The following is a 14710-nucleotide window of genomic DNA, read 5'->3' on the forward strand; positions in this document are numbered from 1 at the left end:
GTTCAAGTGGAACGGCCGCTCCAGGCGTTCGACGCGCCCGCGGCGTCGAAGTCGAACGCGAGAGCCGCACGCTGAAGTTGTCTCCGAATAGTTTGTCAATCACCCAAATGAGTGACAGGCCGGACCCGTCCATCGGTTACCGTGGCATGAAATGGGCTAATCCGGAGGGGAACGATGGCAACGGTAACGGGCGGCGCGGGAAAGGACTTCATCCATCGGTTCCGTGACGGGAAGGTTGTACCGGCAGGATTCGCGGACGTGACGGGGGTGACGACCGGCGATGACGCGATCAGCGGGCTCGGCGGCGATGACACCATTTTTGGCGACGACGGCAATGATGTGATCGACGGTGGCACCGGCGCGGACACGATGACGGGTGGCGCAGGCGACGACACCTATTACGTCGACAACGCCGGCGACAAGGCGATCGAGGCGAACGGCGCGGGGACCGATCAGGTCTTCAGCACGGTCAGCTACAACCTGACCGGCCAGTATATCGAGAAGCTGACCTTGACCGGCAGCGGTAACATCAACGGCACCGGCAACACGCTGGCCAATGCCTTGACCGGCAACTCGGGCAACAACGCCCTGAACGGCGGGGCCGGCGCGGACACCATGAAAGGCGGCGCGGGCGACGACACCTATTATGTCGACGCCGTGGGCGACACTGCAATCGAGGCGAACAACGCGGGGACCGACCAGGTCTTCAGTGCGGTCACGTACAACCTGACCGGCCAGTATATCGAGAAGCTGACCCTGACCGGCAGCGGCAACATCAACGGCACCGGCAACACGCTGGCCAACACGTTGACCGGCAACGCGGGCAACAACGTCCTGAACGGCGGAACCGGCGCGGACACGATGACGGGCGGCGCGGGCGACGACACCTATTACGTCGACAGCGCCGGCGACAAGGCGGTCGAGGCGAACAACGCGGGGACCGATCAGGTCGTCAGCACGGTCAGCTACAGCCTGTCGGGCCAGTACGTCGAGAAGCTGACCTTGACCGGCAGCGCGAACATCGACGCCACCGGAAACACGCTGGCCAACACGTTGACCGGCAACGCGGGCAAGAACGTCCTGAACGGCGGAACCGGCGCGGACACGATGGCGGGCGGCGCGGGCGACGACACCTACTATGTCGACAACGCCGGCGACAAGACGATCGAGGCGAACAACGCGGGGACCGACCAGGTCTTCAGCACGGTCAGCTACAGCCTGTCGGGCCAGTACGTCGAGATGCTGACCTTGACCGGCAGCGCCAACATCGACGGCACCGGCAACACGCTGGCCAACACGCTGACCGGCAATTCGGGCAACAATGTCCTGACCGGCGGGACCGGCAACGACACACTGGACGGCGAGGCCGGCAACGACACGTTGATCGGTGGCGTCGGCGCCGACGTCCTGGACGGCGGCGACGGCGCCGACTATGCCTCCTACATCAACGCGTCGGCCGCCGTCGTCGCGTCGCTGGCGAACCCGTCGGCCAATACCGGCGAGGCGGCGGGCGATACCTATATCTCGATCGAGCGGCTGGCCGGCTCGGCCTTCAACGACACGCTGATCGGCGACGGCGGCAACAACTCGCTGCGCGGCGGCCTGGGCGCGGACATCCTCGACGGCGGCGCGGGCACCGACACGGCGTCGTACTTCGCGTCCACGACCGCGTTGACGGTGTCGTTGGCCGATAGCTCCGCCAATACCGGCGAGGCAGCGGGCGACACCTTCATCTCGATCGAGAGCCTCACGGGCTCGGCTTTCAACGACACGCTGATCGGCAACGCCAACAACAATTTCCTGGTCGGCGCCGGCGGCGCCGACATCCTCAACGGCGGTGACGGCTTCGACTACGCCTCCTATTCGATCTCCACCAGCGGCGTGACGGCCTCGCTCGCCAATCCCTCGATCAATACCGGCGACGCGGCCGGCGACACCTATATCTCCATCGAGCGGCTCGCGGGATCTGATTTCAATGACGTGCTGACCGGCGATTCGGGCAACAACACGCTGCGCGGCAATGGCGGGACGGACACGCTCGACGGCGGCGCCGGCTTCGACTATGCGTCGTACGCCGATTCCTCCGTCGGTGTGACGGTCTCGCTGGCCATTCCATCGGTCAACACCGGCGAAGCGGTCGGCGATACCTACATCTCCATCGAGGCGATCTCCGGCTCGATTTACGCCGACACCCTGATCGGCAACAGCGGCGACAATCAGCTTCAGGGCGGCGGCGGAGCGGACACCCTCAACGGTGGCGCGGGCACCGACATGGCGTCCTACTCGAACGCGACCGGCGGCATAACGGTGTCGCTCGCCAATTCGGCGATCAACACCGGTGAGGCGGCCGGCGATACCTACAGTTCCATCGAAGGCCTGATCGGTTCGGGATTCGCCGACGTGCTGATCGGCACCACCGGCGACAATACCCTTATCGGCAATGGAGGCAGCGACCGTTTCTTCGGCGGTCCCGGCAACGACACCTTCTACGGCAACAGCACGGCATCGAAGTTCGATGGCACGGTCGATATCGCCGACTACACCAACCCGGGCGTGCCCGGCCTCACCCAGGGCATCACGGTGAACTGGGCGGCCGGCACGGTCACCGGCCAGGCCGCCATCATCGGCACCGACCAGCTCATCGGCGTCGAGGGCGTGTTCGGCACGCAGTTCAACGACGTCTTCGACGCGACGGGCTACACCACGGCGTCGCAGGCGGCGGGCGACTTCGCGTCCGGCACCAACCCCTATCAGTACATCCGCGGTGGCGGCGGCAACGACACGATCACCGGCAACGGCAACACCGAGATCGATTACCAGGACGCGACCTCGTCGGTGACGGTTACGCTGACCGCTCCGGGCACGGGAACGGTGACCGGCGGCGGCGTCGGCACCGACACGCTGACCGGCGGCGTCATCCGCTATGTCGGCTCGATCTACAACGACACCTTCAACGGATCGTCGGCCCAGGACATCTTCGACGGCGCGCGCGGCGGCAACGACGTATTCCGTGGCGGGGGCGGTGCCGACCAGGTCGAATATGACGGCCGTCCCGACGCCATTGCCGTCAATCTCGCCGCCGGAACGGTGGTCGGACGCGTTGCAGGCTCGATCATCGGCAGCGATACGCTCGAGTCGATCGAGCAGATCCGGGGCTCCGAAGGAGACGACATCTACGACGCGACCGGCTTCTCCGGCTCCAGCGCTAATGCCGGCTCCGAGGGCACCTTCAACCAGTTCCTTGGCCAGGGCGGCGCCGATACCGTGATCGGCAACGGCAACACGCGTCTCTTCTACTCCACTGCCAGCAGCGGCATCACTGCAACCATGACCGGTAACGGTTCCGGAACGGTCACTGCCACCTACGGCAGCAACACGGCGACCGATACCTTCACCAATGTCTTCTGGATCACGGGCAGCAACTTCAACGATTCGATCGTCGGAGGAGCCGGCAACGAGCGCTTCGACGGGCGCGCCGGCAACGACAGCCTTTCGGGCAACAGCGGCGACGATACGCTCGATGGCGGCGCCGGAGCCGACCAGTTGCTCGGCGGAGCGGGCCTGGATATGGCGTCTTACGCCAGTGCGGGCGGGCTGACGGTCTCGCTCGCCAATTCGGCCCTCAACACCGGCGATGCCCTGGGCGATACCTACAGCTCGATCGAGAATCTGTCGGGCTCGAACTTCAACGACGTCCTGTCGGGCAACAGCGGCGCCAACCGGATCGACGGCGGCAGCGGTGACGACACCTTGTCCGGCGGCGGCGGGAGCGACCAGCTGGTCGGTGGTGCGGGCAACGACACCTTCCTGTTCAACCAGCCCCTCGTGGTCGGCAACGTGACCAGCATCACGGACTTCGCGCCCGGTGCCGACAAGGTGGCACTCAGCCTTTCGGTCTTCACGCAGGCGGGCGCCGTCGGTCCGCTGGCTGCCAGCGCGTTCTTCACCGGCACCGCGGCCCACGATGCGAGCGACCGGATCATCTACAACGCGGCGACCGGCGCCCTGTTGTACGATGCCGACGGCACCGGCGCGGGAACCGCGACGACCTTCGCAACGCTCGCCCCCGGCCTCGCCCTGTCGGCGGGCGACTTCAAGGTGGTTTAGCGGCGCTCATGTTGCCGCCGGTCGCGCCGCGTGGTCGATGCTGCCCTCGGGAAGGGACGCGGCATCGATGCGCCTGCCCTTCGCACAAGCGCTCCGGATGACGAGGAGCGCGTCTCGTCGGTCTGAGGCGTTCCAGGTGAACGACGTTGGTGTCGTTGCGCTCCGATCTTGACACCCCGGTGCAGAGGATCACTCTTCGGTGCAAGCGAAGAGCGTCCCCGGCAAGAGGCTTCACACGGAAGGAGACTTCGATGGCGACCAACCAGACGTACGTGAAGAGCGAAGTGGTCGGCAGCTCGAGCAAGTCCGTCACCGACGCCATAGAGTCAGCGATCGCGACGGCATCGCGCTCCCTGCGCAATCTCGACTGGTTCGAGGTGGTGGACGTGCGAGGGAGCATTCGCGACAACAAGGTCGCGAGTTACCAGGTCACTCTCAAGCTGGGCTTGCGATACGAACCGAAGGCTTGATGCCGGAGGTGGCGGGTGGACGGTCACACGCTCTCCATCGCGGATGACCGCGCCACCTCCCCCGCAAGCGGGGAGGGAAACTGAACGCGTTCGAGCTCGGCGATCGGCGCGCTATACTGGACAGATGTCCCGTGCCTCCGACTCCGAACGCGCCTGAGCGATGACGCCGCTGCAGCGACTGACCGACCTTGCGGGCGCGTCGATCGATGCGATCGGGGCGGCGCTTGCCGACATCCCCGGCTTGCTGACCCTGAACCACGACACCCATCGCATCGCCGTGACCGGGCTGCAGCGCGCGGGCAAGACCGTCTTCGTGACCTCGTTCGTGCACGCGCTGCTGCAGGCGGCGGACGCCCCGGTGGCGGACTTCCCGTTCTTTCCGTGGCGCGGGCAGGTGCAGGGCGTGACCGTGGAGGACATCCCGGGCATCCCGCCGTTTCCCTATCGCGCGCGGCTCGACGAGCTGCTGGGCGAGCCTCCGAAGTGGCCGGCCCCCACGACCGGGCTCACCGGGGTCCGGGTCCGCATCCGCTACACGCCGCCGGGCGGGCTGACCCGGATGCTCTTCTCGACGGCGACCGTCGATCTCGACCTGATCGACTATCCCGGCGAATGGCTGCTCGACCTGCCGATGCTGACCCAGTCCTATCAGGAATGGTCCGCCCGGATGGAGGAGCTGGCGAACGCGGGCGGCCGGTCCGACCTCTCCTGGGCATGGCTGGAGGAGGCGAGGAGGCTCGATCCCGACGCGCCGGAAGACCCGGCCGCCCTGCAGCGGATCGGCGCGCTCTATCTGGAGTATATCCGCCGCTGCCGGTCCGAGCGGCATCTCCATTTCGTGCAGCCCGGCCGCTTCCTCGCCGGCGCGGGCGACGATACGGAGCGGGGCCCGGTCTTCTTCCCGCTCGGCAGGATCAGGGCATCGAAGGCCGGCAGCAATGGCGCGGCACTGGTCGCGCGCTACGAGGCCTATCGGAAGCTCGTGCGCCGCTTCTACGGCCAGGTGTTCGGGCGGCTGCGCCGGCAGGTGGTCCTCGTCGATCTGCTGACGGCGCTGCAGAACGGCCGCGAGTCCTTTGCCGATCTCGCGCTCGCGACGCAGAGCCTCACCGACGCCTTCGAGGCGCTCGAGAACCCGATCCTGAAAGCGCTCTCGCTCGGCGGCGTGGATCGGCTGGCGCTGGTCGCGACCAAGGCCGACCATGTCACCGCCGACCAGATGAACAACATGATCGGCCTGCTGCGCGACATGATCGGCGAGCCCTTCGTGCAGGCCAATGCGCGCCAGTCCGGCCTGTTCGCCGCCGCCTCGCTGCGGGCGACGACGCAGGTCATGCGCAAATGGCAGGGCGAGGCGCTGCCCTTCCTGCTCGGCGTGCCGGAAGGACGGGACGGGGGACAGGGCGGCGCGGCGATCGAGGTCCGCCCGGGCGTGATCCCCGGCCAGATCCCGGCGGCGGCGGACTTCTTCTGGACATCGATGGAGTTCAACATCCGGCAGTTCGCGCCGCCGCGCCTGGGGACTCCCTACGCGCGCCCGCTGCCCCATATCAATCTGGACAAGATCCTCCAGTTCCTCATCGCGTAAAGGTGTCCGCCATGTCCGCATCCGCGGCCGATCAATCGAGGAGACTCGTCGACCTGGAATTCCGGCCGGGCGAGCTGCCCGCAGCTGATACGCCCTCCCGGCTCGAAGCAGGCCAGGGAAGGGACCCGGGTGGCGACCGTCCCGGCGCCGGCAAGCGCACGAGCCTCGCGGCGTGGCTCGCGCTCGGCGCCTCGGCCGTGATCCTGCTGCTGGTCGTCGGCAATGCGGCCGTCACCTTCGCGGACAACGCCTTTCGGCAGGGCAGCGTCTTCGACATGCTGCTGCTGCTGGCGCTGGTCGTTCTGGTGGGCGCGATCGTCACCCTGCTGGCGCGGCAGACGCAGGCCCTTCGCAAGCTCAAGTCGGCCGAGCGGGCGCGCGAGATGGCGAGCCAGCTCGCCCGGCTGGACAGTGCCGGCAGCGGCACCCGCCTGCTGGCCGCCCTGCAGGCGCTCTACGCCGACAATGCGATCGTGCTGGGCAGGCTGCGCGCGGCGTCGACCGCGCTGCAGCCGCACCACACGGACCGGGACGTCATCGAACTGCTCAATCGCGAGGTCTTCGCGCCGATGGATCGCGAGGCCGACGAGCGGATCCAGCGCGCGGCGATCCGGGCCGTCGTCGGCGTGTCGACCTGTCCGCACCCGTCGCTCGACGCCCTCGTCGTGATCGCCGTGAGCATCGCGCTGGTCCGCGACCTGATGTCGATCTACGGGCTGCGCCACAGCGCGCGGAGCCTGTGGCGCGTGCTCACCCATTCCATACTCACCGCCTCCTCGGCCGCGGTCATGAGCACGGTCGTGGACTTCGCCATGCAGGCCGCCCACGACCGGATCGCCGCCGCCGTGGCCGGCACCGCCGGCGAGGCGCTGGTCGTCGCCCGCCGCATGTTCGCGCTCGGTGCGCTCGCCAAGGCGGAGATACGGCCGCTGCCGGTGCAGGAGAGGTGAATGGTGGCGTGTGTCCAAACCGAATCGCCCCCATGATGCTGATCGCGGAGGCCGTGGGCATGATGCGCTTCGTCGAGAAGTCCGCCGACATCAGCAGGTTTCGATACTCCGCTTCGGTGCGCTCGCGTCCTCCCGCATAAACCAGCATCAGCAAATCGAGCAGCTTGGCGTACTCCGGCGCGTTGCCCGCCGGGACCACCATCTCCAGGACGAGCAGCAGCGACCCTTCGGTCATCGCCGAACGGCAGGCGCGCAGGATGCGCCGCGCGCTTTCGCCCAATCCCAAAGCGGCATAGGGCGTGCCCGTCTCGCGCAGCAGCGCTCGCTTGGGCCCCTCGGCTGCTCTCGACCCAAACCCGACACTCGACGCTTGCAGATCGTGCCGCTCTACCGGCCAGAGGGCCGGGACCCGTCAGGCTCCTGCAACGGCCAGATCAACGGCGGCCTCGGCATGGAGAGCCGTCGTGTCGAACAGCGGCACCGCGCTGTCCTCGGGCCGCACCAGCAGCATGATCTCGGTGCAGCCCAGGATGACGGCCTCCGCTCCGCGCTCCACCAGCCCGGCGATCACCTCGCGGTAGGCCTGGCGCGAGGACGGCTCTGTCCGGCCCTGGACCAGTTCCTCGTAGATCACCCGGTGCACCAGGGCGCGGTCGTCCTCGGCCGGCACCAGCACGTCCAGCCCGTGCCGGTCCACGAGCCGTCCCTTGTAGAAGTCTTGCTCCATGGTGAAGGCGGTTCCCAGCAAGCCAACCTTCCTCAGCCCGGCGCTCCTGATCCGCTCCGCCGTCGGATCGGCGATATGCAGCAGCGGCAGCCCTATGGCCGCCTGAACCTGATCGGCCATCCGGTGCATCGTGTTGGTGCAGATCACCACGAAGTCCGCGCCGCCGCGCTCCAGGCGTTGCGCGGCCGCGATCATCTCGGCAGTGGCATCGTCCCAGCGTCCGGCATGCTGCAACGCCTCGATTTCTCCGAAATCGAAGGACCACATCAGGCATCGGGCCGAGCGCAAGCCGCCCAGGCGAGCCCGGACGGCCTGATTGATGATCCGATAATACTCGGCCGAGCTTTCCCAGCTCATCCCACCGATCAAGCCGATGACCTTCTGCGACACGTCATTCTCCCTTCAGCGCCGGGCATGAGGAACGAGCCGTAGCGGGGAGGCAAGGCCTTATTCCACCCAAGGCAGCGGTTGGCGCGGGTGCCAGGCGTCAGGTTTTTGGCCACCAGCTCACGCGCGGGAAAATCCCGCCGATATCCTCGGCACGAACCTTATCCGAGAGCGAGTGCGGCGGCTTCCGCTTCCGGAACCACGTCATGGTCGTAGAGCCGACGTCGAAAAGCGGCATGGGCAGCGATCTGGGCATCCCTGACGCCCAGGTCCGGGTTGGCAGAGTCGTATCTGAGGCCGTTCTCGCGGGCGCCCCGCTGAATTGAACCAACCCGCTCGCGGCGGAGACCTTCGTAAGCCAGCAGAGCCGTCGCAACTGTCTTCCGGTTCGCGCGCGCGAGGATCGTCGCAAGAGCCATTCCATCCTCTATCGACTGGTTCGCTCCCTGTCCGAGATGAGGCAGCATTGGATGTGCCGCATCGCCGAGCAGTGTCAGGCGACCCCGACTCCAGGTCGGCAGTGGCTCGCGGTCATACAGAGCCCAACGGAACGTCGCCGAAACCTGATCCAGCAATAATCCGATCCGCGGGTCCCAGCCGGAAAACTCGCGGCGAAGCAGGTCGGGATCGCCCGGCGCCGACCAGGATTCCCTCATCTCTTCGTCCGCCGGTACGAAGCCGACGTAGTTGATCAATTGCCCGGCACGGAGCGGGAAAGTCAGGAAGTGCTTGCCTTTGCCGAGCCACATCAACCAGGACTCGTTTGGCCAGCCAGGAATGCGATCGTGCGGGATGACTCCACGGTATGCCACGGACCCCGAGAAGACCGGATGAGAAGGAGGCGTTACCTCGTGGCGAAGCTCCGAGTGGATGCCATCCGCGGCGATGACGACATCTCCTTCCGCAACGGCCCCGTTGGCAAACGATGCGCAGGCCACATCGGCGCTCTGCTCATAGCCGGTGCAGCGGTGGCCCGTGTGCACGATGTCCCTCGGCAGCGCGGCGGCCAGGATTTCGACAAGGTCGGCGCGGTGCATTCCGAACGCTGCGTTCCAACCCACCGAGTCCGTTACCTGTACGGGCGCAATCGGGACTCCGTTGTGACGCATATATTGAGAGCCAAATCCGACCCTGGCCCCAACCTTTTCTACTGCCGGGCCGAGGTTCACCCTTTGAAGCTGGCGTATGCTGTTCGGCGTCAGGAAAACTCCCGCGCCTACCTCACCCAGCTCAGGGGCCTGCTCATACACCGAAACCTGAATCCCACGAGTGATCAGTGCGTTCGCAGCGAACAACCCGCCGATCCCACCGCCGACGATCACGACCTTCAGTCGCTTTTCGGTCATTTCAAGCTCCTGAACGGCACTGGCTTGTCATCGGACCGGATAAACGCGTTGTATCTTCGCACAGAGTGGAAGAGTGTCGCCCTTGCAACGCGCCAGAACGCCGGAGACACCGAAGGAGTTCGCATGGGCAAGACATCGAGTCGAGGCCAAATTCTTGTGCGCCGAATCGCGATCGGACTTGCGCTTTGCCTCGCGGCAACCGGTGGTTTCGAAAGCCCGGCGCTCGCCGATGGCTATCCCGAGCGAACCGTAAGAATTATCGTGCCATTCCCCGCCGGAGGAACAGCCGACGTGCTGCCACGGGCGGTTGCTGATTGGTTGTCGCGCAAATGGGGCCAGCCCGTCGTCATCGAGAACCGCACCGGGGCTGCGGGCAACATCGGCGCAGAACAGGCCTTTCGCTCACTCCCGGACGGCTACACATTGCTCTCGTCACCGCCGCCGCCGCTCGTGATCAATCAAAATCTCTATCGCGACCTGGCGTTTGATCCGCTCAAGTTCGAACCGATTATTGTGATGGCCATGGTGCCGAACGCGCTCATCGTCAATCCCAACAATGTAAAGTCCTCGAATCTGAGCGAGTTGATAGAATACCTGAAGAATAATCCCGACAGGATCACTGCCGCGACGCAAGGAAGCGGAACGACGTCGCATCTTACGTCCGAGCTCTTCCAGTTGATGGCAAAGGTCAAGCTGCGCCACATTCCCTATCGCGGGTCGGCTCCGGCGTTGCAGGGGCTGCTGGCCGGGGATGTCGATCTGATGTTCGACAACCTCGGAGTCTCGCTGCCGCTGGTTGCTTCCGGCAAGCTCAAGTTGTTGGCGGTGGCTTCGGCCCGTCGGGTTGCAGCCCTCCCTGACGTGCCAACCATAGCTGAAACGCTGCCTGGTTTTGAGGCGGTCGCCTGGTTTGCCATCGTCGCGCCTCCGAAGACCCCTCGGGACATCGTCGACAAGATCAATGCAGATGTGAACGAGGCTCTGCACCAGCCTGCATTGCAGGATCTCCTCAAGAAGCTGTCTGGCGAATATTTTGGAGGCTCGATCGAGAAGACTTCGAAATACATGCAGGATGAGGTCGATCGATGGCATGCGGTGATCAAGGCAGCGAACATTGAGATTCAGTGACGGGCCCGACATTCCCGCACAATCACTGGAGGTATGCGCGAGAGTGAAATGCGCCGCTCACTCTGTTCGCTCGCATCAACCATGGCTATCGCCTCGGCATCGCGGGCATGCCCGCGCGGTTCTCGCCGGCCACTCCGGACAGCGTGTCGTCGGACTTGTGTCTAAACCGCAGTCGCCTCGATGATGCTGATCGCGGAAGCCGTGGGCATGATGCGCTTCGTCGAGAATCCCGCCGACATCAGCAGACCTCGATACTCCGCTTCGGTGCGCTCGCGTCCTCCCGCATAAACCAGCATCAGCAAATCGAGCAGCTTGGCATACGCCGGCGCGTTGCCCGCCGGGACCACCATTTCCAGGACGAGCAACCGCGACCCTTCGGTCATGGCCGAACGGCAGGCGCGCAGGATGCGCCGCGCGCTTTCGTCGTCCCAGTCATGGAGCACCTTGCGCAGGAGGTAGATGTCGCCCCACGCGGGGACTTCGCTGAAGAAGTCGCCTGCCTCGACGCGGCAACGGGTCGACAGGCCGGCTGCCTCGACGGACCGCCTGGCCATGGCCGCCACGTGGGGAAGATCGAGCAAGATGCCGCTGGCTCGTGGATTTGCGGCGAGGATGGCGGCCAGCAACCCGCCCTGGCCGCCACCGACGTCCACCACCGTGCCGGCGCCGCTGAAGTCATAGGCGGAAACGACGGCGGCGTCCTGCCCGCGGCCCACGCTATACAAGCCCTCGGCCGAGACGCGGGCGGCCTCTGGATGCGCCGCGTAGTAGTCGAACAAGGGGGCGCCAAAAACCTGATCGAAGGCCGGCGTGCCGGTGCTCAGGCTGTGCCCGAGGGCGCCGAACGACTGCCATACCCAGCGCTCACCCGCCATTTCGGCATAGGCACGAATGGAATCACCGGCGTCGGCGCGCAGCGGCCCCGCCAGCGGCGTGAGGTCGAAGCGCCCGCTTTCGTCTTCGGCGAAAACGCCCGCGCTAGCCAGCGCCCGCAGCACGCGGTACATCGCGGCGGCGTCGGTGTCCGTCGCGGTTGCAATCTCGGCCGGCGTCAGGGGACCGGCATTCAGCAGATCGGCAATGCGGAGCTTGGCTACCACGGCCAGCGCCTGGGCAAGCCAGGCGCCGGCAATAAGGCCGGCGAGCACTTGGGCCGGTGGGCGCGTGTCGCTCATTGGGCCGGCTTCGCGCCATACCGCTGCGCCACTTCTGTCCACCGCTTCCGCTCGCGCTCCAGGAAGGCGGCAAGCTCCTGGGGCGAGTCGGTGCGGGGAATGTAGCCCATTGCCAGCAGCCGTCGCGCGACGTCGCCCTGAGCTGTGGTCGCGCGCACGTCCGCCGCAATCCGCGTCCGCAAGGCCTCGGGCATCTCCTTCGGCGCGAACAGGCAATGACCGCCAAAGACGGACAATAGCGGGAAGCCGGCTTCTGCCGCCGTCGGCACATTGGAGGCGAGTGGTGCCCGTTCGTCGCTGGCAACCGCGATGAGCCGGAGTTTCCCTGCCTGCGCCGGCCCGACCAGAGGGGAGAGCGGTAGAAAGGCGAGGTCGACGCGGCCCTCGGCGAGATCGAGCAGCGAGGCGATGGGATTGCGGTAGGGGACGTAGGTGAGCTCCAGACCGGTGGCTTTCAGGAAGGAGGTGAAGGCCAGGTAGGGCACGCTAGGCGCGCACGCCCAGGTAAGAGCGCCGGGTCGGGCGCGGGCTGTTTCGACGATGTCGGCCAGCGTCACCGCGCTGAGATGGGGCGAGGCGGCGAGCGCGAGGAAATCCTGCACGACGAGGGTGAGCGGGATCAGCTCGCGGACGGTATCGAAGGAAAGGTTTTCGTGGATCAGATGCAGTGCCGTCCACACGCCGGCGGGATTGAAGAGAAGCGTGTGGTTTCCGTCACGCGCTGCCAGGAACGTCTCGATCGAGACGATGCCCTCGCCGCCCGGGCGGTTATCGACGACGACCGGCTGTTGCCAGCGGCGGCTGAGGGCGTCGGCAAGCGTGCGCGCCACGGCATCGGTGCCGGCGCCGGGCGCGGCGAGGGTGACGAGTCGCACCGTCCGCGTGGGCCAGGCTGTCTCCGCGACGGCAGGGGCGCCGGCCAAAGGTGCTGAGAGAGCGGCTCCCAGCGCCGCCTCGAAAATCGCGCGCCTCGTCGGCACGTATCGAGCAAGGCCCACGGAGATCGAACGCGTCGCAGACGGTTTCATGTCTTCCTCCTCAGTCGGTGACGATGGGGCGGTTCGGCGGGGTAATAGGGGACGCGGTGCGAGGCGGGCGGCGGCGGCCATTGCCGGGGCGGGCATAAGCCTCGTGCGCTTCGACGAGGCGGGTCAGCATCTCGATGAAGAGCTTTCGCTCCTTTTGCGCGAGTGGCGCCAGGATGCGTTCCTGCGAAGCGCGTCCGTCCGCGCGCAAACGGTCGCGCAAGGCCTGGCCTCGCGCCGTCAGGCGCAAGGCGCGTGCGCGCCGGTCTTTCGGACTGACCTGGCGCTCGATGTAATCGGCGGCGGCGAGGCGGTGGACGAGGTGATGAGCGCTCACCGCGTCGATCCCCAGACGCGCCGCCAGGCTGCCCTGGTCGATGCCCGGCGCATCTTCGAGCGCGGTGATCACAGCGAACTCGACCGGCGTCAGACCGGCTCGTTCGGTCACCTCCGCGGTGATGCCGAGACAGACCTGATGGAAGCGCCGGGCGAGATGGGCCGGGACCCGGTGACGTTCCGGAACACGGACGGCTGGTGATCTGGTCATGCCCGAGCGTGGCACGGTTTCATCGATTTGTTTAGTAAATTAACTAAACTGCGAACGTATCGGTCGGCGGCTGGCCGGGATCGCGGCGAGGCGTCGCTGCCGAATTGAACCGGGGCTGCGCGCTGACCGGTCGGGGGCGGGTCGAGCCACGTGGCCGAAAGTGCGCCGGCCCGGTTTAACGGCTTGGCTGCAGTCACTGGGTTTCCAGGGCGATGAGGTAGCCCCCATCCGGGCGGATTGTTCTCGAAGCGACGGCACCGCAACCACCGTCTACCGAAATGCCGAGGTAGATCCTGCCGTCGAGCGGTTGCGCTCACGGCGACGCCCGAGTTTCCAGTTGATCCGCAGAGTTACAGTTTCCCCATATCGGTGGCCATGGCGAAGCGCGGACGACCGTCGACATTCTGCTCCCGGACTGCAGCGACGATCTGCGAGCGATCGGCCGACGTGCGCGTCGATGTCATGCGGCGTTGGCGCGAGGAGGACCGACGATGAACGGACGCAGCAGGTCGGCCGGCGAGATCGCCGCCTTGCGCCGGCTCGGGGTGGCGGGCTGGACGGAGGTGCGGATCGGCGAGGAGCTCGGCCGGGCGCGCGAGACCCTGCAGCGCAAGCGCGCGTCGCGGCGCCTGAAGGGTCGGCGGATGGGGAGTAGCTTGCCATGAGCGCGCTTCGTTTTCCGAATCAGGAGCGGTTCTGCCAGGAGTATGTGAAGGACCTCGACGCCCGGTCGGCGGCGGTCCGTGCCGGCTACGTGCCCAGCCCGAACCTGCGGGCGAGCGTCTGGCGCCTGATGCGGAATGGCGCGGTCCAGGCGCGCATCGCCGAGCTGCAGGAGGCGGTCGCCAAGCAGGCCGAGGCCGCCGCCCGGGCCGAGGCCGATTGGGTGGTGGCCCAGCTTGTGAAGATCGCGCGCGCCGATCCGCGCAAGTTTTTCCACCCCGACGGCGCACCGAGGAAGGTCCACGAGCTGGGCGACGACGAAGCCGCGGCGCTGTCGGGCTTCGAGCCGAGCGGCGAAGCCGGCAAGGTCATCGACCGGCTGAAGGTGCTCGAGCTGCTCGGCCGGCACTTCGGCCTGTGGCCGCAGAAGCCGCCGCCGCCGCCGTCGCCGCAAGACGTCAACCTTTTCGAAGGGATGAGCCCCGAGGATGTCCGCCGGGTCCGCGACAAGGTCGGCCGGCTCCTCGAGGGAGCCGGCGTCGATCTACCGGGAAGCGCGCCGCGTCCTCGCCAGGGGTGAGGCAGGAAGCGCCGCAA

The 14710-nt window shown here is 66.6% G+C and carries 12 protein-coding genes and 1 pseudogene; 7 read left to right on the forward strand and 6 right to left on the reverse strand.

Annotated features, from left to right (window positions below; genetic code table 11):
* The first annotated feature begins 174 nt into the window (after positions 1-174).
* The 4 genes from ACQY8M_RS21255 (at position 175) to ACQY8M_RS21270 (ending at position 7115) form a co-directional block, all read left to right on the forward strand.
* Positions 175-4107, forward strand: coding sequence for a beta strand repeat-containing protein (locus ACQY8M_RS21255; protein ID WP_428659294.1), 3933 nt, complete (start codon positions 175-177; stop codon positions 4105-4107).
* A gap of 251 nt (positions 4108-4358) precedes the next feature.
* Positions 4359-4577, forward strand: a complete 219-nt coding sequence (locus tag ACQY8M_RS21260; protein ID WP_428659297.1) for a dodecin — start codon at positions 4359-4361, stop codon at positions 4575-4577.
* Positions 4578-4737: 160 nt separating this feature from the next.
* A complete protein-coding gene (locus ACQY8M_RS21265) occupies positions 4738-6165 on the forward strand; it encodes a YcjX family protein (RefSeq protein ID WP_428659300.1) in 1428 nt (475 codons plus the stop codon).
* An 11-nt stretch (positions 6166-6176) separates the two neighbouring features.
* The gene (locus tag ACQY8M_RS21270) at positions 6177-7115 is read left to right on the forward strand and encodes a DUF697 domain-containing protein (RefSeq protein WP_428659303.1); all 939 of its coding nucleotides are present in this window, start codon (positions 6177-6179) and stop codon (positions 7113-7115) included.
* Positions 7116-7248: 133 nt separating this feature from the next.
* Here ACQY8M_RS21270 and ACQY8M_RS21275 read toward each other — a convergent pair.
* The 3 genes and pseudogenes from ACQY8M_RS21275 to ACQY8M_RS21285 all read right to left on the reverse strand — a co-directional run.
* Positions 7249-7350: pseudogene (locus tag ACQY8M_RS21275) on the reverse strand (hypothetical protein); the annotation flags it as partial.
* 177 nt (positions 7351-7527) lie between these two features.
* On the reverse strand, positions 7528-8199 hold the full coding sequence (locus ACQY8M_RS21280) for an aspartate/glutamate racemase family protein (protein WP_428675428.1): 672 nt from the start codon (positions 8197-8199) through the stop codon (positions 7528-7530).
* A gap of 191 nt (positions 8200-8390) precedes the next feature.
* A complete protein-coding gene (locus ACQY8M_RS21285) occupies positions 8391-9575 on the reverse strand; it encodes an FAD-dependent monooxygenase (protein ID WP_428659306.1) in 1185 nt (394 codons plus the stop codon).
* 123 nt (positions 9576-9698) lie between these two features.
* On the opposite strand from ACQY8M_RS21285, the gene ACQY8M_RS21290 reads away from it, so the two are divergent.
* A complete protein-coding gene (locus ACQY8M_RS21290; RefSeq protein WP_428659309.1) occupies positions 9699-10703 on the forward strand; it encodes a Bug family tripartite tricarboxylate transporter substrate binding protein in 1005 nt (334 codons plus the stop codon).
* Between the two features lie 161 nt (positions 10704-10864).
* On the opposite strand, the gene ACQY8M_RS21295 is transcribed toward ACQY8M_RS21290, so the two are convergent.
* The 3 genes from ACQY8M_RS21295 to ACQY8M_RS21305 are packed head-to-tail and all read right to left on the reverse strand — an operon-like array spanning position 10865 to position 13450.
* Positions 10865-11878 carry a methyltransferase gene (locus tag ACQY8M_RS21295; protein WP_428659312.1) on the reverse strand — a complete coding sequence of 338 codons (1014 nt, stop codon included), beginning with the start codon at positions 11876-11878 and terminating at the stop codon, positions 10865-10867.
* Positions 11875-12906 carry a Bug family tripartite tricarboxylate transporter substrate binding protein gene (locus ACQY8M_RS21300; RefSeq protein ID WP_428659315.1) on the reverse strand — a complete coding sequence of 344 codons (1032 nt, stop codon included), beginning with the start codon at positions 12904-12906 and terminating at the stop codon, positions 11875-11877. Before ACQY8M_RS21300 ends, ACQY8M_RS21295 begins: the two co-directional genes overlap by 4 nt.
* Before the next feature lie 10 nt (positions 12907-12916).
* Positions 12917-13450: a MarR family winged helix-turn-helix transcriptional regulator gene (locus ACQY8M_RS21305; protein ID WP_428659318.1), complete on the reverse strand. Its 534-nt coding sequence runs from the start codon at positions 13448-13450 to the stop codon at positions 12917-12919.
* A gap of 491 nt (positions 13451-13941) precedes the next feature.
* Here ACQY8M_RS21305 and ACQY8M_RS21310 point away from each other — a divergent pair, with 491 nt between their 5' ends.
* A complete protein-coding gene (locus ACQY8M_RS21310; RefSeq protein ID WP_428659321.1) occupies positions 13942-14115 on the forward strand; it encodes a hypothetical protein in 174 nt (57 codons plus the stop codon).
* On the forward strand, positions 14112-14693 hold the full coding sequence (locus tag ACQY8M_RS21315) for a terminase small subunit (protein ID WP_428659323.1): 582 nt from the start codon (positions 14112-14114) through the stop codon (positions 14691-14693). Before ACQY8M_RS21310 ends, ACQY8M_RS21315 begins: the two co-directional genes overlap by 4 nt.
* Positions 14694-14710: the final 17 nt, after the last annotated feature.

The organism is Reyranella sp., assembly GCF_965279465.1.
GTDB lineage: Bacteria > Pseudomonadota > Alphaproteobacteria > Reyranellales > Reyranellaceae > Reyranella.